This is a genomic window from Pseudomonas sp. NFACC51 (assembly GCF_900103575.1).
Classification (GTDB): Bacteria; Pseudomonadota; Gammaproteobacteria; order Pseudomonadales; family Pseudomonadaceae; genus Aquipseudomonas; species Aquipseudomonas fluorescens_Q.
In genome coordinates, this window is record NZ_FMXH01000008.1 from 112,986 (window position 1) to 131,194 (window position 18,209).

Annotated in this window: 14 protein-coding genes; 4 read left to right on the forward strand and 10 right to left on the reverse strand. The window is 62.5% G+C overall.

What is annotated here, in order from left to right:
- Positions 1-993 precede the first annotated feature (993 nt).
- Positions 994-1,428, reverse strand: a complete 435-nt coding sequence (locus BLT00_RS17455; RefSeq protein WP_092144840.1) for a DoxX family protein — start codon at positions 1,426-1,428, stop codon at positions 994-996.
- Between the two features lie 100 nt (positions 1,429-1,528).
- On the reverse strand, positions 1,529-2,950 hold the full coding sequence (locus tag BLT00_RS17460; protein ID WP_092144842.1) for an MltF family protein: 1,422 nt from the start codon (positions 2,948-2,950) through the stop codon (positions 1,529-1,531).
- 236 nt (positions 2,951-3,186) lie between these two features.
- On the opposite strand from BLT00_RS17460, the gene BLT00_RS17465 reads away from it, so the two are divergent.
- From BLT00_RS17465 to BLT00_RS17475, 3 genes are all read left to right on the forward strand, one after another.
- Positions 3,187-3,993 carry a TatD family hydrolase gene (locus BLT00_RS17465; protein WP_092144844.1) on the forward strand — a complete coding sequence of 269 codons (807 nt, stop codon included), beginning with the start codon at positions 3,187-3,189 and terminating at the stop codon, positions 3,991-3,993.
- 232 nt (positions 3,994-4,225) lie between these two features.
- Positions 4,226-5,707 carry a methyl-accepting chemotaxis protein gene (locus tag BLT00_RS17470; RefSeq protein WP_092144846.1) on the forward strand — a complete coding sequence of 494 codons (1,482 nt, stop codon included), beginning with the start codon at positions 4,226-4,228 and terminating at the stop codon, positions 5,705-5,707.
- Between the two features lie 248 nt (positions 5,708-5,955).
- Positions 5,956-6,330 carry a terminase gene (locus BLT00_RS17475; protein WP_092144848.1) on the forward strand — a complete coding sequence of 125 codons (375 nt, stop codon included), beginning with the start codon at positions 5,956-5,958 and terminating at the stop codon, positions 6,328-6,330.
- A 27-nt stretch (positions 6,331-6,357) separates the two neighbouring features.
- Here BLT00_RS17475 and BLT00_RS17480 read toward each other — a convergent pair whose 3' ends face one another.
- The 3 genes from BLT00_RS17480 to BLT00_RS17490 all read right to left on the reverse strand — a co-directional run bounded on the left by BLT00_RS17480 (position 6,358) and on the right by BLT00_RS17490 (position 8,661).
- Positions 6,358-7,155 carry an acyl-CoA thioesterase gene (locus BLT00_RS17480; RefSeq protein ID WP_092144850.1) on the reverse strand — a complete coding sequence of 266 codons (798 nt, stop codon included), beginning with the start codon at positions 7,153-7,155 and terminating at the stop codon, positions 6,358-6,360.
- Between the two features lie 348 nt (positions 7,156-7,503).
- The gene (locus BLT00_RS17485; RefSeq protein WP_092144852.1) at positions 7,504-8,265 is read right to left on the reverse strand and encodes a CHAD domain-containing protein; all 762 of its coding nucleotides are present in this window, start codon (positions 8,263-8,265) and stop codon (positions 7,504-7,506) included.
- Between the two features lie 105 nt (positions 8,266-8,370).
- Positions 8,371-8,661, reverse strand: coding sequence for a hypothetical protein (locus BLT00_RS17490; protein ID WP_057448452.1), 291 nt, complete (start codon positions 8,659-8,661; stop codon positions 8,371-8,373).
- Positions 8,662-8,868: 207 nt separating this feature from the next.
- Here BLT00_RS17490 and BLT00_RS17495 point away from each other — a divergent pair, with 207 nt between their 5' ends.
- Positions 8,869-9,906, forward strand: a complete 1,038-nt coding sequence (locus tag BLT00_RS17495) for a patatin-like phospholipase family protein (RefSeq protein WP_003199314.1) — start codon at positions 8,869-8,871, stop codon at positions 9,904-9,906.
- A gap of 178 nt (positions 9,907-10,084) precedes the next feature.
- Here the strand turns inward: BLT00_RS17495 and BLT00_RS17500 are convergent, their stop codons facing one another.
- The 5 genes from BLT00_RS17500 to kdpA all read right to left on the reverse strand — a co-directional run bounded on the left by BLT00_RS17500 (position 10,085) and on the right by kdpA (position 18,202).
- The gene (locus BLT00_RS17500; RefSeq protein ID WP_092144854.1) at positions 10,085-10,783 is read right to left on the reverse strand and encodes a response regulator; all 699 of its coding nucleotides are present in this window, start codon (positions 10,781-10,783) and stop codon (positions 10,085-10,087) included.
- A 64-nt stretch (positions 10,784-10,847) separates the two neighbouring features.
- Positions 10,848-13,499: a sensor histidine kinase gene (locus BLT00_RS17505; RefSeq protein WP_092144856.1), complete on the reverse strand. Its 2,652-nt coding sequence runs from the start codon at positions 13,497-13,499 to the stop codon at positions 10,848-10,850.
- 193 nt (positions 13,500-13,692) lie between these two features.
- On the reverse strand, positions 13,693-14,238 hold the full coding sequence (kdpC, locus tag BLT00_RS17510; protein WP_092144858.1) for a potassium-transporting ATPase subunit KdpC: 546 nt from the start codon (positions 14,236-14,238) through the stop codon (positions 13,693-13,695).
- Between the two features lie 204 nt (positions 14,239-14,442).
- On the reverse strand, positions 14,443-16,497 hold the full coding sequence (gene kdpB / locus BLT00_RS17515) for a potassium-transporting ATPase subunit KdpB (RefSeq protein ID WP_092144860.1): 2,055 nt from the start codon (positions 16,495-16,497) through the stop codon (positions 14,443-14,445).
- Positions 16,498-16,507: 10 nt separating this feature from the next.
- A complete protein-coding gene (kdpA, locus tag BLT00_RS17520) occupies positions 16,508-18,202 on the reverse strand; it encodes a potassium-transporting ATPase subunit KdpA (RefSeq protein WP_092144862.1) in 1,695 nt (564 codons plus the stop codon).
- Positions 18,203-18,209: the final 7 nt, after the last annotated feature.

Genomic DNA, 18,209 nt, shown 5'->3' on the forward strand with positions numbered 1-18,209 from the left:
TTTCGAAGCCTTGTCTTCGGCTTCTATCGGCGACTGGGTTGAGTCACCTGGCGCCCCGCAAGTAGCTGTTTAAATCGGCGCATGAGCGGCATCCTAGAGAAGCTGACTGGCCAGTGTCAAGAATCACTTCCCATAAAAAAGGCCCGTACAAGACGGTAATGCTGTTTTCTGATTATCTGTTCCGAGAGGTGTGGGTTGGTGTGTATATCCGTTGCTGCGGTAACGGCGGCTAAGGGTTCCGCTCTTACAGCGGGTCACTTTTGGAAGAGCGCCAAAAGTAACCAAAAGCGCTTTGCCCCACCACTCGGCACCTCGCCTAGGCTCGGTGTGCCCTCACTCCGGCATTGCTCCGTGGGCCGCCGCGAAGGGCCATCCATGGCCCAGCGCGGCTACCTCGGCATCCATGCCGAGGTGCCCACTGCGCAATGCCTGCGTTCAGCCAGCGTGGTTAACGGGGCGCCCCAGATCAAGATCTAAAGCAACGGCAAGAGCAAGAGCAGGCACATGTCGGCATCTATGTGGCTGGGACACTGCTATCGCGAGCAAGCCCGCTCCCACAGGAGAAACGCGGTCCCACCAAGAACCAGGTCGGCTGTTAGGCCGCCTCGCGGTGGACGTTGATCTCGGCGCCCCGTTAACCACGCTGGCTGAACGAAGGTATTGCGCAGTGGGCATCCCGGCATGGATGCCGGGATAGCCGCGCTGGGCCATGGATGGCCCTTCGCGGCGGCCCACGGAGCAATGCCTTCGTTCAGGCATGCCGAGCCTAGGCGAGGCACCGAGTGGTGGGGCATGAAGCGTTTTGCTTACTTTTGCGCTTCTCAAAAGTGAGCCGCTGTAAGAGCGGAACCCTAAGCCGCCGTTACCGCAGCAACGGATATACACACCAAAAAAACCCCAAAAAAAAAGGCGCTTCCCATTTCTGGAAGAAGCGCCGTTTTTCTAAGTGAGCAGCATTACGTACAAGACGGGCCTCGAATTCAAATCGAGCAATCAACCCGCGATGGCGCGATCGACCGATAGCTTGCCCGCACCCTCGATCAACACGGCAATACTGCCCGCCAGCAACGCCAAGGCAAACTCATAACCGTTGTTGGCCATGAACAAGCCGTTACCGATGTGCACGGAGAAAATCGCCACCAGCGACAGGAAGACCAGGCCCAGTGCAGCAGGACGCGCCAGCAGGCCGATGATCAGCGCCAGCCCGGCAAAAAACTCGGTACCGCCCGCCAGTGTCGCCATCACGTAGCCCGGGGTCAGGCCGATGCTTTCCATCCACTGCGCCGTGCCTGCAAGGCCGTAGCCACCGAACAGGCCGAAGAGTTTCTGCGAGCCGTGGGCAGCGAATATGACACCAACGGCGATGCGCAGGACAGTCAGGCCGTAGCCAGCGCGGGTAAACAAGACTTTATTGATCAACGAGCTCATGCGGGTTCATCCCTAGGTGTGTGGTTGTTGGTCGCCATATTAATCAAATAAACTTATACAAAAAGCGCAAAAAATACGAGATACAAATCGAATTTATCGATTATTTTCGCTGGGCGACCTTTTGATCTCCAGGTTCCAGCGACTCTCGTTCACGATCAAACGCCAAGTAGTACTTATTGACACTATTAACGTAGCTGACGGCGCCCATCCCCACCTGCTCCATGGCAATGCGTTCGACCTGGAAAAACCACTGGTTGGGGTTCAGTCCACGCCGTCGGGCCTCGGCTCGCATGCCTTGGACGCGCTCGGGGCCCATGTTGTAAGCGGCCAGGACGAAGGCCATGCGTTCGCGCTCGTTGAGCTTGGGGCTGGCAAAGAACTTGCGGCGGATGAGGGCCAGGTACTTGGCGCCAGCCTGCACATTGGCGTCCAGGTTCTGGATGTTATCGACGCCGACCCGCTGAGCCGCCGAGGGGGTGATCTGCATCAGGCCGGTGGGGCCTGTGCCGCTGCGGGCGTTAGGTTGCAGGGCTGATTCCTTGAAGGCCAGGGCCGCCAGGTTGAGCCAGTCCATGCCTTGGGCATTGGCATGTTTTTGCAGCACCGGGCGCAGTTTTTCCAGACGCTGGCGATCAGCCCGGGCCAGCGGATAGTGGACCTGGTACAAACGCCGGTAGATGCGCAGGAATGCCGCGTCCTCGTTGGCGGGCACCTTGTAGGTCGCCAGGAAGCGGTCGATGCTCGCCCGCAGCATGGCGGCGTCACGGCGAACGAACCAATACTCGTCACTCGGCTCGCCGATCAGCACCTGCCGGTCGAAGCGCAACCTGGGCAGGATCTTGCTCCAGCGCTCGGCGATGGGCTGCTCGACGATGGTCAAATGGAAAATCCCACCCTGGACCATTTCCAGGACATCCTCTACAGCCAAGGTGGGATCGACCCATTCGACCTTCACCGGCGGCAGTTTGAGCAGCGCCAGTTTCTGGTTGATCTGGCTCACCGAGTCTCCCGCAGCGCTGCCGTTGGGCAGGGCCAGGGTCTTGCCGGAAAGTTGCTCCACACGGGTGTAGCGCTTCTCGCCCTTGATACCCACCAGCAGCAACGGCACGTCGGTACGAATCGGATCGCTGGCGCTGACCGCATGGCCGGCCTGCAGTTCGAGCAACTCACCCGGTGCTACCAGATCGCCCTCCCCGCGCTGTAAAGCGCCGAGCAGTTGGTCCTTGGCCATGGGGATGATCTTGAGGGTGATTTCCTGGCCATCCCGCGCGTGGCCGTTGAGGTATTGCTCGAAGGCTCGCAACCGATGGTATTCGACGCCAATGGGTTGGCCCTGGACTTCACCGGAGCTGTTGCGGCTCTGGTTGACCAAAACCTTCAACACACGGCTGCTGCGGATTTGCGCCAGGTCGCGCACCGTGCCCGGCGCCACCGCCTGCACCGGCCCGGGCAGCCGCGCCTCGGCCGGCATTGGCAACAACAGCGAACAACACAACAGTAGCAATACCTGGGGACGTGTCATCCACTCTCCGGAAGGAATACTGCGGACCGCCTCCCTTGAAAAACGAGGCTGAGTCGACAGAAACAGAGCGCCTGGGGCGCTGAAAAAGTGCGGAAGACTGGCACAGTGATGGCTTTTATACCAACCCGATGTGTCTCGCGGCCTTAACAGACAGCCTCAACTCGTTGTAGTTCTTGGCTTTTCTTATAAATCTACAGCTCTGATATGCTTTCCAGCCTTTGGGCCGAGGTAGCACCATGCAACTCATCGATATCGGCGTCAACCTGACCAACCCCAGTTTCGCCGACAAACATCAGGCGGTGCTCGAGCGCGCCTATGAATCCGGGGTCTGCCAACTGGTCTTGACCGGCACCAGTATCGAGGGCAGCGAACAGGCTCTGGAGCTGTGCCAACGCCTCGACGAAACGGGCGAGCGGCTGTTTTCCACCGCCGGCATTCACCCCCACAGCGCCAGCGACTGGACCGCCGACAGCGCCCGACACCTCAAGGATCTGCTGATGCACAGCCGCGTGCGCGCGGTGGGCGAATGCGGGCTGGATTTCAACCGAGACTTCTCCCCCCGGCCACAACAGGAAAAGGTCCTGGAAGAACACCTCGCCTTGGCGATCCAATTGCAATTGCCGGTGTTCCTGCATGAGCGCGATGCCGATCAGCGCTTGCTGGACATCCTCCGGGATTTTCGCGATCAGTTGCCGGCAGTCGTGGTGCATTGCTTTACCGGTGAAAAGAAGGCGTTGTTCAGCTATCTCGACCTGGACCTGCACATCGGCATCACTGGCTGGATCTGTGACGAACGCCGGGGCACGCACCTGCACCCGTTGGTGCGCGAAATTCCCCGCGGTCGACTGATGCTCGAAAGCGACGCGCCGTACCTGCTGCCCCGCACGCTGCGGCCCAAACCCAAGAATGGCCGCAACGAACCGGCCTACCTGACGGAGGTCCTGCGTGAAGTAGCCTTGCACCGGGGCGAAACCCAGGAAGACCTGGCAGCCCACAGCACCGCCTGCGCCCGGGCGTTCTTTGGGTTACCCACGATCTCGTGAATCCTGCAAATCCTTGCTCGCGATAGTGGCGCACCAACCTGCACATTGGCTGACTGAGACACCGCTATCGCGAGCAAGCTCGCTCCCACAAGAGGACTTCGTTGTCTGTTGGCCCACATCAAAACCCAGGGACTTCGTTGCCTGTTGACCCACATCAAAATCCCGTCACCTGAGTAGCGGCAGAATAATGGCACCTTGCCAATGCTGTTTCCGCTATCAGAGAAGACCTTCCATGGGTGCCTGGCTTAGCAATATCTCGCTGAAATACAAATTCTGGGCGGTCAATGCGGTCGCCTTTGTCACCACCTTGCTGCTGGTGCTCTACGCGGTGCACCTCGAACAGCAGGCGCGTAACCACGCGGCCCAGGCGAACGCCCAGGCCCAGGCGCACCTGCTGGATGCCTGGCCTGCCGGAACGCCCTTGCCCAAGGTCGACTATCTCCTGGCATTCCCGCGCGACCAGGTCCCCGTTCTCAACGAACAACCGTTGCCTTCGCTGGCCCAGGCCAAGGGCTGGGTCGAACTCGATACCGGGCTGCTGTTTGGCGACGACCCGCTGCTGGGCGCCCAAGTGATCCATCGAGGTGAAAGCCAACGACTCGCCGTGTTGGCCCAAGGTGTGAGCCTGAGCCAAGTGTTCAGTGAACGCTTCAGTCAATACGCCGCGGCCGTGTTCGTGTTGATGCTGGCGATGCTCGGCGCTTCGCAGCTGTTGATCCGTTTTTTGCTCAGCCAGCTCAACACACTCAAAGACGTGATGCTGCACGTGGAAAAAACCGGCGACCTGTCCGCCCGCGTGCCCCTGGCCTGCGAGGACGAAGTGGGCCAGATGGCGGCGGCGTTCAACGCCATGCAGGCCGGTTATCAACGGGTGGTCGACACCGTTGCCAGCACCGCCCGGCAGTTGGACAGTGGTGCCGCGCGCCTGGCGTCGAGCATGAACGATGTTCGCCACGGCATGCTCGGCCAGCAAAGCGAAACCGATCAGGCAGCCACGGCGATCAACGAAATGTCCGCCACGGTTTATCACATCGCCCAGCATGCCGGCGCCACCCGCGACCTGTCGAAAACCGCCGACACCCTGGCCGGCAACGGTCACGACGTGGTCGCCCGGGTGCAACAGTCGATCACCGGGCTGTCTTCGGGTGTGCAGCAGACCGCCGAAATGATCCAGCGCCTGGCCGAAGACAGCCAGAAGATCAATGGCGTGGTCAGTGTGATCCACAGCATCGCCGAACAAACCAATCTGCTGGCCCTGAACGCGGCCATCGAAGCGGCGCGGGCCGGAGAAATGGGCCGAGGCTTTGCCGTGGTGGCCGACGAGGTGCGCAACCTGGCCAAGCGGGTACAGACCTCCACGGATGAAATCACCACCATGGTTTCGGCCCTGCAGGCCGGGACCCGAGACGCGGTGGACTTCATGCAGGAGAGCTCGCTCAAGGCCGACGATTGCGTGCAACAGGCCCGCGAGGCCGGCGATGCGTTGGCACAGATCACCGCAGCGGTGGCGCAAATGCGCGAGAGCAACACCCAGATCGCTGTCGCGGCCGAACAGCAAAGCCATGTCGCCGAGGAAATGAACCGGGCGGTGGTGAGTATTCGCGACGTGACCGAGAACACCGTGCGCCAAACCGTCGACTCAGCCACCACCAGCCATGAACTGGCGACCTTGGCGGGCGAGTTGAGCAAGGCGATCGGGCAGCTCAAACTGTAGAACGCCGGCTTGCCCGACTCCCTTGTGGTGAAGGGACTCCCTCTGTGGGAGCAAGGCTTGCCCGCGATGGGTGCGATGCGGTCCTTGGTGAACCGAGGCGCCTGCATCGCGGGCAAGCCTTTCCCCCACCCTCGCCACAACAGCAAAACTGTATGGCCACCTATCGCCTCGATAGCCAACCGCCATTCGCCGCCCCGGTCGCACGGACCTATCCTTGGGTTACTCGGTTTCGTTCAAGGAATAGCATCATGGGCAAACGTCACCCCAATCTTCCGGCCTGGCAATGGCGCGCCTACCCAGACAATCATCGCCACCCCACCAACCTGGTGTTGCACCTGATTGCCGTGCCGCTGTTCATCATCGCTTTTCTGCTGATTGTGTCGGGGGTGTTCAGCTTGAGCCTGGGCGATGTCGCCATCGGCATCATCGGTCTGCTCGCGGCACTCGGCTTGCAACGTCACGGACACAGCCTGGAGACCCAAGCCTCCGAGCCGTTCAGCGATCGCAAGGATGCCGTGTCACGCCTGCTGGTGGAACAGTTCCTGACTTTTCCGCGGTTCTTTCTCAGCGGTGGCTGGTGGCGCGCCTGGCGGGAGCGCCACCGTCACAACCGCAAGCCTTGACCGAAGCAAATCTTGATCGGAGCAGCCTTAGCCAAAGATCGTGACCGTCTGCCGACTCAGGGCGATCAAGCGGCCATCGGCGCTCCAGAACTTCGCGGCGACATGGCCGTAACCGTCCTGGGCATGTTCGATCTCGGCCAGGTACTTGCACCAGTCCAGTGTCGTGAGCGCCAGCAGCGGCTGGACGAACTCGATGGTCCACGTGAGCGTGCTGCCCGGGGCCATTTGCGAAAGGTGCGGCAACAAGGCTGGCGGCCAGGCGTCCACCAAGGCCAGGATATGACTTTCGTTCAGCGGCTCCTCCCGCACATCACCGCGCAAGCGCACCCAGCCGCCCATGCTCCGGGATTTATTGCCGCTGAACGGCAAGCCGCCAACACTCCAGCGCATTGCCAGGTGACGCATGAATTCCGGCGTAGCGCCTTTGACATAAGGCAGTTCCTGGCATTGCTCCACACTTTTGAATTCTGGCGCGGGATCGGCCTGCACTGCCACCACGGATGAGCGCGATGCGCCGAAACTGCCTTGCACCACGGTCACCACCTGGCCGTTCTGCACCGCGCGCCCCAGCACCTGGCTCACTGCCTTGCCTTCACGCAATACGTCGACTTCGAAACTCACAGGCACATCGGGTTCGACCGGGCCGACAAAGGTGATCGCCAGCGAGCGCACCGGGCGATCCGCCGGCACTTGGGCACGCATCGCCTCATATTGCAGCGCCGCCACCAACCCGCCAAAACTGGCCCGCCCCTGGCCCCATTCAGGCGCGATGCTCACCGCACCTGGCTGCCGGCGCACGGCATCGATCAAATCGGAAAAGCGCATGACGACCTCGAAAACAGGGAAAAGGATGAAGGGATCTTAACCAGCCCGGGCTGGCGGCACAGGGCTCATTCCGGCCAAAGAGACTGACAGAAAAGCCGAGGATCTTGAATTTCCCCTGTGGGAGCGTAATGGTGTTCACTTAAGGCAATCAACAAACCCGTGGCAAGGGAGCTTGCTCCCGCTGGGCTGCGAAGCGGCCCCTGAATCTGCCAAATGCGCAGCATCAGACACACCGCACCCGCCGGTTTACGACTGCTTCGCAGCCGAGCGGGAGCAAGCTCCCTCGCCACAGGTGCATCATTTTCTTAAGTGAACAGCATTACCGCTGGGAGCGGGGATGTGCTGGGTTCAGGATTTTTCGAAGCAACTGGCAATCAGCTTGTCGAGCACCTTGTCGGACTTGGCCTCGGCCTTTTCCATGGCAGCGTGCCAGGTTGGCACACAAGCGTGCAGATCGGTTTCTTCCTTGGCCCTGGCCAGCCACTGCCAGCAATCGTGCCAGTCGCCCAGTGCGGCCTGGGCGGATTTGAGCCGGGGCAGGGCCGCTTCGGGCAGTCGGTCGAGTTCAGGGTAGGCTTCGATGGCGTAGCGCACGCGCTTGATCAGCAGGCGCAATCGATGGCGGTCATGGGCCGGATCGCGCAGGGCTTCGCCGAGTTTCTTCCACTGTTTTTCCAAGCGCTTTTCGATGCGTTTGCGCAAACCCTTCAGCAACCCCTCGCGCTGGGAGGCACGAATGAAGCGCGGGAAGGCATCGAGGATCATCAGCAACTGCGCCAGTTCAACACTCGCGGCCACGGCGGGGTAAGCCTCGGCCATTTGCACCTGGCGTCGCCGCGCCGCCTCGGCCTGGCCATGCTGCTCCAGGTAGGCGGCCAACACTTCCCGGTCGCGCAATGGCGTGGTCAGGCTGCCGACCGCCGAAGCAGCCGTTTCCAGCTGTTCGACGCCGGGCAAACCACGCAATGGACGAAGCAGGCTGCGCAAACGGCGTACCGTGGTCCGCAAGTCATGCAGCGCTTCGCTGTCGGTATGGGCATTCAAGCGGGCCTGACAGGCCAACAGGCGGACTTCCAGGCCCAGTATCCGGGCCACCAGCCGATCGATCATGGGGCGTACTCCGTACGCAGCTCCAAGCGTCGAGCTGCAAGCTTCAAGAGAGGAGCGGTGTGCGCCCTTCACTTGTAGCTTGCAGCTCATGGCTTGTCGCTGCCGTTATCGTCCTGCGCGGGACTCACGAATGTAGAAACGCGCCTTCTCGGCTTTCTTGGCGCAGCCTTCGAACGCTTCGAATTGCTGCTGGGTCTTGGCGCCCGTCAGCAGGGACAGGGCCTTGGAGTAGCTGACGGTGCCGGCAAAACCTTCGGCCTTGGCCAGGTCCAGTTCACGCCAGGCGCTGTCGAGCTGGCTGCCACAACTGTCGCGGTAAGCGGTTTTGCCTGCGCAACCGGCCAGGGCCAAAACCATCAAAGAAGCCACCAAGGGCAGGCGGATCCGAGCTTTCATCAATAACACCTCAAGTCAGGTCAACAGTCGTGCTATTAAGACGGTGGCAACGGCGAAAAGTGCCTTGCTTGACCGCGTAAATTCAAGTGTGGCCGAGCATACGCAAATGCCGTCACGGCGTGTCAAAAAACGACGCGTGCGCCACAACGATTGAGCCAAGTCGTCGATGGGTGCATTGTTGAAATCTGTTCGACAAGAGGCCGGGTCATGACAAAACGTGTCGCATTGGTATTGGGTTCGGGTGGCGCCCGGGGCTATGCCCATATCGGGGTGATCGAAGAAATCGAACGACGTGGCTACGACATTGCCTGCATCGCCGGTTGTTCCATGGGCGCGGTCGTGGGTGGGATCTATGCGGCGGGCAAGCTTGAGGAGTACCGCAACTGGATTGAAAGCCTGGATTATCTGGACGTCCTGCGCCTGGTAGACGTCAGTTTTCGCCTGGGGGCGATCCGTGGCGAAAAGGTCTTCGGACAGATCCGCAAGATCGTCGGCGAAATCAACATTGAACAATTGCGTATCCCCTACACCGCCGTCGCGACCGACCTGACCAACCAGCAGGAAATCTGGTTCCAGGAAGGTTGCCTGCATCAGGCAATGCGCGCCTCGGCGGCGATTCCCAGCCTGTTCACGCCCGTGATGCAAGGCAACCGCATGTTGGTGGATGGCGGCCTGCTCAACCCATTGCCGATCGTGCCGGTGGTATCGAGCCACTGCGACCTGATCATCGCGGTCAACCTCAACGCCACCAACCAGAAACAATATCGGTTACCGGTGATCCCGCGCCCCGCCGCGTTCCGGCGGCGCTTCGACACCCTGGTCAGCTCCCTGGGATCGCGCCTGCCGTTTCGCCGCAAGCAGGCCGAGCAGCTGTTGCTGCTGGAGCAGGAAGCCTTGAAGGCCGAAGCCGCTGACATCAACCCGTGGATCGACTCGGCCGAGCCCGAAGGCCAACAACCGGCCGCCGCGCCAGAGAACGAAGGCGCACCGAAATCCGCCACCGGTTCGTTCATCATCGACAACGTCGGCCCGGCCTCGTTGCTGGACTTGATCAACCAGAGCTTCGAAGTGATGCAGACCTCGCTGGCCCAGTACAAGATCGCCGGTTACCCGCCGGACGTGCTGATCAACGTGCCGAAACGGGTGTGCCGGTTCTTCGAGTTCTACAAGGCACCGGAGTTGATCGCACTGGGGCGGGAGATTGCCAGCGATACTTTGGATCGGTATGAGAGTGACCAGAACTGAGCACGATCGCTGAGCCCTTGTGGCGAGGGAGCTTGCTCCCGCTGGGGTGCGAAGCGCCCCCAAAACCGCACGCTCGGTGTATCAGGTTCATTGAGTTGGCTGTATCGGGGCTGCTGCGCAGCCCAGCGGGAGCAAGCTCCCTCGCCACATGAGTGCACGACTTGAAGCCTGTTCGAGGCTAAGCCCCACCCTCCCCCAACAACCGATACCCCACCCCCGCCTCGGTCACAATGAACCGCGGTCGGGTCGGGTCGTCGGCCAGTTTCTGGCGCAGGTGGCCGACCACGATCCGCAGGTAGTGACTGTCTTCGGTGTGGGTCGGGCCCCAGATGTCCTTGAGCAGTTGCTGCTGGGTAATGACCCGCCCCGGGTGCCGCGCCAGTTGCGCCAGCACGGCGTACTCCTTGCGAGTCAGGGACACTTCGCTGCCGTCCAGCAGCACGCGTCGATACGCCAGGTCCACCGTCAGCGGGCCGAACTTCAGCGCGGCTTCCTGCGGCTCGCCAGCCGGGGCCTGGCGCAACAAGGCGCGGATGCGGGCGAGAAATTCCTGGATGCCGAACGGCTTGGTCACGTAATCGTTGGCACCATTGTCCAACGCCTCGACCTTCTGCGCTTCGCTGGCCCGCACCGAGAGCACCAGCACCGGCACCGTCGACCATTGGCGAAACTCGCGCAACACTTGCTGGCCGTCGATGTCCGGCAGGCCCAGGTCGAGTATCAGCAGATCGGGCTTGTTCAACGCCGCTTGGGCAAGCCCTTCAGCGCCGGTGCCGGCTTCCAGCACCTTGTAACCTTGGGAACTCAGGCTGATGCGCAGGAATTTGCGGATCTGCGGTTCGTCATCGATGACCAAAAGGGTCGCGGTCTGGCTCATGGCGCTCGTTCGTTGCAATCAGGTGAAAAGGCAAGCAGGTAGGACGAGAGTAACGCAGCGCCGCTCAAGCTTCATCGTCCATGCCCGGTTGTGCCTGTAAGGGCAGGTGCAACGTGATGCAGGTGCCGAGCCCGTCGAGGCCATCGGCCACGCTGATTCGCCCGCCATGGGCACCGACCATGCCCTGGCAGATGGCCAATCCCAACCCCGTGCCCTGCCCGCCCCGATCGCCGCGCGCGGCGGTATAGAACATGTCGAAGATGTTCTCTCGCTCTTGCTCAGGGATCCCGGGCCCCTCGTCAGCCACCGCAAAAAACACTTCGCTGTCGGTCACGCCGGCGCTCAGCAGCAGTCGCCCGTGAACGGGTGAGAATCGCGCAGCGTTCTCCAGCACGTTTACCAGGGCCTGTTCGATCAACGCCGCATGGACATACAGCAAGGGCAATTCAGCGGGCACCTCGACACTGAGCGCCAGCGGTGCCAACACCGCCCGCAGGCGGTTCAGCGCGCTGCCGACGATATCGGCTGGCGACACCCAGTCTCGCGCCAGCTTCAGAGCGCCGTGGCCAAGACGGGTCATGTCCAGCAGGTTCTGGATGTAGCGATCCAGCCGCTCGGCCTCATCGCGGGTGCCTTCGAGCAGTTCACGGCGATCGGCCAGAGGGATCGCCTCCCCCAGCGCCAACAGGCTGTCGATGCTGCCGCGCATGGACGTCAGCGGCGTGCGCAAGTCATGGGACACCGAAGCCAGCAAGGCGCTGCGCAGTTGCTCGGTTTCACCGTGCAGGCGCGCCGCTTCCAGGTCCTGGGCCAGTTGCGCCCGGGCCAACGCCTGGGCCAATGGTTGACTGAGCGCCGCCAGTAAACGCCGACGCTGGCCGCTCAGCGGCTTGCCTTCGTTCGGGCACACCCCCAGCAACCCCAGTGGCCCACCTTCCGCCGACAGCGGCCACCACCACCAGCGTCCGGAGGGCAACGTCCCGGTGCCGGCACCGGCGGGCTGGTCATGCTGCCAAGCCCAATCGGCCGCCGCACGTTCGGCCTCGGTGAATGTCAACGGCTCGCCCGTCTCGACCTTCCAATCGTGCTGGCCGTCGCGATTGAGCAGGCAAAGCTGCAAGTCGTGCAGGCCGTTGAGGTGCTGCGCGGCGGCGCTGATCACCGCCTGGCGGTCGGTGGCGGCAGTGAGTTTGCGCGACAGGTCGAGCAGTTCGCCGGTTTCCTGCTGGGTGTCGCGCAAGGCTTGCAATTGTCGGCGCTGACGGGCCGCCAGATTGCCGGTCAGGGCCGCCATCAGCAGGAAAAAAACCAGGGTCAGCACGTCTTCTTCGCGCTGGATGGTGAAGGAAAAATTCGGCGGGATGAACAGGAAGTCATAGGCCAGGAACGACAGCGCCGCGCAGGCCAGCGCCGGACCGAGGCTGCTGCGTACCGCCACCAGCAACACTGCCATGAGGAAAACCAGGGAGATATTGGGCAGCGCCAGCCACCCTGAAATACCCCAGGCCAACGCGCTGGCCGCCACGGTCGCCATCAACGCCAGCGCATAGTCGAACCCAGTCTGGACGGCGTTCGAACGCACGCGGGCGGGACGGGGCTGTTCATCGCTGTCCAGCACGTTGATTTCCAGTCCCCGGGCATCGCGCAGCAAGCGTGAAGCCAAGCCACCGCCGAACAACCGTCGCCGCAAACGCGGCCGGGACTGGCCCACCAACAGTAGCGTGGCGCGACGTTCGGTGGCGTGCTGGATCAAGGTCTTGGCGACTTCGCCGGCCCGCAACAGCACCACTTCGCCGCCGAGGCGTTCAGCCAACTGCTGGGCATTTTGCAGATACTGTCGCGATGACTCGTCGTGCGCGACGCCACTGTCTACGTGGACCAGGCTCCACGGCAGATGCCGGCGCTGGGCGACGCGGCTGGCGTGGCGCACCAGACGCTCGGCCTGCACGTCGGCGCCTACCCCCACCAGCAAGCGTCCGCGCACCGCCGGCGCGGCCTGGCCCAGTTGCCGATAACCCTGGGCCAAATCGTTGTCCACCTGGGCGGCGGCGGTCTGCATGGCCAGCTCACGCAACGCGGTCAGGTTGGTCTGGGTGAAAAACGCATCGATCGCCGCTCGCGCCTGCTCCGGCACATAGACCTTGCCATCACGCAGGCGCTCCAGCAGCTCGCGCGATGGCAGGTCGATCAACAGCAGTTCATCGGCTTCCTGCAAGACCCAGTCCGGCAGCGTCTCGCGCACCTGCACTCCGGTGATGCCGCGCACCTGGTCGTTGAGGCTTTCCAGGTGCTGGACATTGACGGTGGTGTAGACATCGATGCCGGCGGCGAGCAGTTCCTGAATGTCTTGCCAGCGTTTGGCATGACGACTGCCGGGGGCGTTGCTGTGGGCCAGTTCGTCCACCAACACCAGGGCCGGGCGGGCCGCGAGCAGGCCGTCGAGATCCATTTCTTCGAGCATGACGCCGCGATATTCCGAACGCACCAACGGTTGCTGCACCAGACCGCCGAGCAGTGCTTCGGTTTCGGCACGACCGTGGGTTTCCACCACGCCGGCGACGACTTTCACGCCTTGACGCAGTTGAGTGTGGGCCGCTTGCAGCATGGCGTAGGTCTTGCCGACACCGGGCGCCGCGCCCAGGAAGACCTTGAGCCGGCCACGATCGTTACGGGGCAGATTGGCTAACAGTGCGTCGGCGCGGCCGGAGTCGCTCATGGCGTGGAAATCTCTTTCAAATATTGATCAAACACCCTGTGGGGAGCCGGACCTGTGGAAGCAAAGCATATGAGCACTGGACCTGTGGGAGCAAAGCTTGCTCGCGATCAAGACGACACAGTTCAACGGATGGACCGCGTTATCGTTCATCGCGAGCAAGCTTTGCTCCCACAGGCCCGGCTCCCCACAGGTTCTACAGTTTTTCCAACGCCAGGTTCAGCGCCAGCACATTCACCACTGGCGAGCCCACCAAGGATTGCTCGGTGTTGTCGTCGAGCAGTTGCTGCAAGGTCGAGACCGGCAGGTTGCGCGCTGCGGCGACACGCGCCAGTTGATAGGCAATCGCCGCCGGAGGCAAGTGCGGATCCAGCCCGCTGGCGGAGGTGGTCAGCAAGGCCAGCGGCACCGGGCCCTGGCCGGGCACCTGGAGTTTTTGGGCGTCATCGATCACCCGCGAGGCCAGAGCCGGATTGCTTGGAGAGAAGTTGCTGGCGCCGCTGGCAACCGTGGCGAAGGCACCGGCCGACGGCCGTGGATGAAACCACGCATCGCCGGTGAAATCCTGGGCGATCAGCGTCGAGCCACGGACCTTGCCGTCGGCATCGACGACCAGGCTGCCGTTGGCCTGGGCGGGAAACGCGACTTGCGCCACGCCGGTGACCACCAGCGGGTACGCGACACCGGTGATCAGGGTCATCAGTAGTAACAGGCTCAAGGCCGGGCGAATCAAAGTGGACATTTCAAAATCCTCGAATCAAAAAATTCATCGTGGCGAGGGAGCTTGCTCCCGCTGGGCTGCGAAGCAGCCCCAAAACCAGCCACAACTGTGTGTCAGGCGGGTTGCAGTCAATTTCCTGGGGGTTGCTTCGCAACCCAGCGGGAGCAAGCTCCCTCGCCACAAAACCTCTCCTGGCACAAAAAATCCGTGGGCCGAACATCCGGCTCAAACCAGGTGCAGCGCCGTCAGCAACATATCGATCGCCTTGATCCCCACGAACGGCACCACGATCCCGCCCAGGCCATAGATCAGCAGATTGCGTCGCAACAGCGCCGCCGCACTTGCCGCTTGCACGCGCACGCCACGCAGGGCCAGGGGGATCAGCACGACGATGATCAAGGCGTTGAAGACGATGGCCGACACAATCGCGCTCTGGGGGCTGCTCAGGTGCATCACATTCAACACGCCGAGCTGTGGATAAATCGAAGCGAACAGCGCCGGCAGGATCGCGAAGTACTTGGCGATGTCGTTGGCGATGGAAAAGGTGGTCAGTGCGCCACGGGTCACCAGCAGTTCCTTGCCGATCTGCACCACATCGAGCAACTTGGTCGGGTCGCTGTCGAGGTCGACCATGTTGGCCGCTTCCCTCGCGGCCTGGGTGCCGTCGTTCATCGCCATGCCGACATCGGCCTGGGCCAGGGCCGGGGCGTCGTTGGCACCGTCGCCGCACATGGCCACCAGCCGACCGTCATTTTGCTCATGACGGATACGCGCCAGTTTTTTCTCCGGCGTGGCCTCCGCCAGCACGTCATCGACACCGGCCTCGGCGGCAATCGCCGCAGCGGTCAATGGGTTGTCGCCGGTGACCATCACCGTGCGGATCCCCAGCTTGCGCAACTCGGCAAAGCGCTCGCGAATGCCCGGCTTGACCACGTCCTTGAGATGGATCGCGCCGAGCAACTTGCCGTCCACGCACACCAGCAACGGCGTGCCGCCACTCTGGGCGATCTTGTCGACCTCCCGCGCCAATGCCTGTGGCAACTCATTGCGTGCAAGGCCGATGAAGTCCAGCAACGAATCCACGGCGCCCTTGCGGTAGATGCGGCCCTGATAGTCGACGCCGGACAAACGGGTTTCAGCACTGAACGGCACAGCCCTCAGCGCTTCGACGCCAGGCTCGGACTGTGGATGCAAACCTCGCAGGTACTCGACGATGGACTTGCCCTCGGCCGTGTCATCAGCCAACGAGGCGAACAGCGCGCCTTCGGCCAGTTCCTTGGTACTCACACCGGGGGCGGCATAGACCGCTGTACAGCGACGATTGCCAAAGGTGATGGTGCCGGTCTTGTCCAGCATCAACACATGCACGTCCCCCGCCGCCTCCACCGCGCGGCCGGACTTGGCGATCACGTTCAGGCGCACCAGCCGATCCATCCCGGCGATGCCGATGGCCGACAGCAGCCCGCCGATGGTGGTGGGAATCAACGTCACCAACAGCGCCACCAGAAACACCAGCGGCAGGTTGGCGTTGGCGAAATGGGCGAACGGTTGCAGCGTCACCACCACCAACAGGAAGATCAGCGTCAGACCGATCAACAGAATATCCAGCGCCACCTCGTTCGGCGTTTTCTGGCGCTTGGCACCTTCGACCAAGGCGATCATGCGGTCCAGGGTGGACTCGCCGGGATTGCTGGTGATGCGTATCAGCAACCAGTCGGAGACCAGCCGCGTGTTGCCGGTGACGGCCGAGCGATCGCCGCCGGACTCGCGGATGACCGGTGCCGATTCGCCGGTGATCGCCGCCTCGTTGACCGCAGCGATGCCTTCGATCACTTCACCGTCGCCGGGGATCATGTCGCCGGCCTCGACGCGCACCACGTCGCCTTTGCGCAGGCGGGTGGCGGGGATGATTTCAAAGCCGCTGGCGGTCTGGCGACGTGCGTTGAGACCTTCGCTGCCGGCCTTGAGGCTGTCGGCCCGGGCTTTGCCGCGGCCTTCGGCCAAGGCTTCGGCGAAGTTGGCGAACAGCACGGTGAACCACAGCCACAACGCAATTTGCGCAGCCACAAATGTCGGCACGGCGCTGTCGGGGATGAAGCACAACACAGTGGTGAGGATCGCGGTCAGTTCCACCACCAGCATCACCGGCGCGCGGTGCAACTGGCGTGGATCGAGCTTGACGAAGGCTTGCACCAGCGCCGGCCGCCAAAGGGCCGACAGGTGGGTCTTCGGTTGTTCCGGTGCCTTGGCGGCGACGGTTTTGCTCATCGGCATATTCATCATCAGGTCCTCAGAAGCCCATGCTCAGGTGTTCGGCAATCGGCCCCAGCGCCAGGGTCGGCAAGAAGGTCAAGCCGCCCACCAACAGAATGGTCACGGTCAACAAGGTCACGAACAGCGGGCCGTGAGTGGGGAAGCTGTTCTGGCCAATCGGCGCGGTCTTCTTCAAGGCCAGGCTGCCGGCCAACGCCAGCACCGGCAGGATGTAGCCGAACCGACCGATCAACATGCCCAGGCCCAGCATCAGGTTGTGGAAAGGTGTGTTGGCGCCGAACCCGGCGAATGCCGAACCGTTGTTCGCTCCCGCCGAGGTGTAGGCGTACAACAACTGGCTGAAACCGTGGGCACCCGGGTTGCTCACCGCTGCGGCCGGCCCCGGCAGACTCGCGGCGACGGCACCCAACACCAGCACACTCACGGGCATCACCAGCAGGGTTGCCACCAACAGCTGCACCTCCCGGGCGCCCAGCTTCTTGCCCAGGTATTCCGGGGTGCGACCGATCATCAAGCCGGCCAGGAATACTGCGATCAGTACGTTCAACAGCATCCCGTAGAGCCCGGCCCCGACGCCGCCGAAGATCACCTCGCCGACCATCATGTTCACCAGCGACACCATGCCGCTGAGCGGGCTGAGGCTGTCGTGCATGGCGTTGACCGAGCCGTTGGACGCTGCCGTGGTGGTCACCGACCACAGCACCGTGGCCGTGGTGCCGAAGCGTGCTTCCTTGCCTTCCAGCGGCGCGGCTTGCTCGACGGCCGGGTTGTCCAAGGCAGGGTTGGGCTGGTATTCGGCCCACAGCGACGTGGCGCCGCCAATCAGGAACAAAGCAAGCATGCAGGCGATGATCGCCCGGCTCTGGCGCAAGTCCTTGACGTAATGGCCGAAGGTGAACACCAGCGCGGCGGGAATCAGGATGATCGAGGCGACTTCGAACAGGTTGCTCCAGGCCGTCGGGTTTTCGAACGGATGCGCCGAGTTGACGCCGAAGAAACCGCCACCGTTGGTGCCCAGTTGCTTGATCGCGATCTGGCTGGCGGCCGGCCCCAACGGGATGACCTGGTCGGCGCCCTGCAGCGTGACCCCGTGCACATAGTGCGCAAAGGTCTGCGGCACGCCCTGCCAGACCAGGAACAATGCCAGCAGCAGGCACAGCGGCAACAGCCCATAGAGGGTGGCGCGGGTCATGTCGACCCAGAAGTTACCCAGCGTTGCGGCGGACTTGCGCCCGATACCGCGACACAGCGCCACCAGCACGGCCAGTCCCGTTGCGGCGCTGACAAAGTTCTGCACGGTCAGGCCGACCATCTGGCTCAGGTAGCTCAGGGACGCTTCACCGCTGTAGGACTGCCAGTTGGTGTTGGTCATGAAACTCACGGCCGTGTTGAAAGCCTGGGTCCACTCCATGCCGGGCAATTGTTCTGTATTGAGCGGCAGATATCCCTGCAGCAGCAGAATGGCGAACAGCAAGAAAAAACCCGCCAGGTTGAACACGAGCAGGGCCAGGGTGTATTTCTGCCAGCTCTGCTCAGCGGTGGAATCGACACCGGCCAGGCGATAGCAACCGCGCTCCACCGGACCGAGGATCGGTGAAAGCCAAGTGCGCTGGCCCTCCATCACCTGGTAGTAAAAACGCCCCAGAAACGGTGCCGGAATCAGCACCAGGGCGAAAAAGCCGAGGATCAGCCCGTAGTCATAACCGTGCATAGCCGCT

Bases quoted from the DNA above. Each gene is read 5' to 3' on its own strand.
- BLT00_RS17460 (WP_092144842.1), bottom strand. From the start codon at position 2,950: ATGACACGTCCCCAGGTATTGCTACTGTTGTGTTGTTCGCTGTTGTTG.
- kdpA (WP_092144862.1), bottom strand. From the start codon at position 18,202: ATGCACGGTTATGACTACGGGCTGATCCTCGGCTTTTTCGCCCTGGTG.
- BLT00_RS17465 (WP_092144844.1), top strand. From the start codon at position 3,187: ATGCAACTCATCGATATCGGCGTCAACCTGACCAACCCCAGTTTCGCC.
- BLT00_RS17490 (WP_057448452.1), bottom strand. From the start codon at position 8,661: ATGAAAGCTCGGATCCGCCTGCCCTTGGTGGCTTCTTTGATGGTTTTG.
- BLT00_RS17500 (WP_092144854.1), bottom strand. From the start codon at position 10,783: ATGAGCCAGACCGCGACCCTTTTGGTCATCGATGACGAACCGCAGATC.
- BLT00_RS17495 (WP_003199314.1), top strand. From the start codon at position 8,869: ATGACAAAACGTGTCGCATTGGTATTGGGTTCGGGTGGCGCCCGGGGC.
- BLT00_RS17475 (WP_092144848.1), top strand. From the start codon at position 5,956: ATGGGCAAACGTCACCCCAATCTTCCGGCCTGGCAATGGCGCGCCTAC.
- BLT00_RS17470 (WP_092144846.1), top strand. From the start codon at position 4,226: ATGGGTGCCTGGCTTAGCAATATCTCGCTGAAATACAAATTCTGGGCG.
- BLT00_RS17485 (WP_092144852.1), bottom strand. From the start codon at position 8,265: ATGATCGATCGGCTGGTGGCCCGGATACTGGGCCTGGAAGTCCGCCTG.
- kdpC (WP_092144858.1), bottom strand. From the start codon at position 14,238: ATGTCCACTTTGATTCGCCCGGCCTTGAGCCTGTTACTACTGATGACC.
- kdpB (WP_092144860.1), bottom strand. From the start codon at position 16,497: ATGAATATGCCGATGAGCAAAACCGTCGCCGCCAAGGCACCGGAACAA.
- BLT00_RS17480 (WP_092144850.1), bottom strand. From the start codon at position 7,155: ATGCGCTTTTCCGATTTGATCGATGCCGTGCGCCGGCAGCCAGGTGCG.
- BLT00_RS17505 (WP_092144856.1), bottom strand. From the start codon at position 13,499: ATGAGCGACTCCGGCCGCGCCGACGCACTGTTAGCCAATCTGCCCCGT.
- BLT00_RS17455 (WP_092144840.1), bottom strand. From the start codon at position 1,428: ATGAGCTCGTTGATCAATAAAGTCTTGTTTACCCGCGCTGGCTACGGC.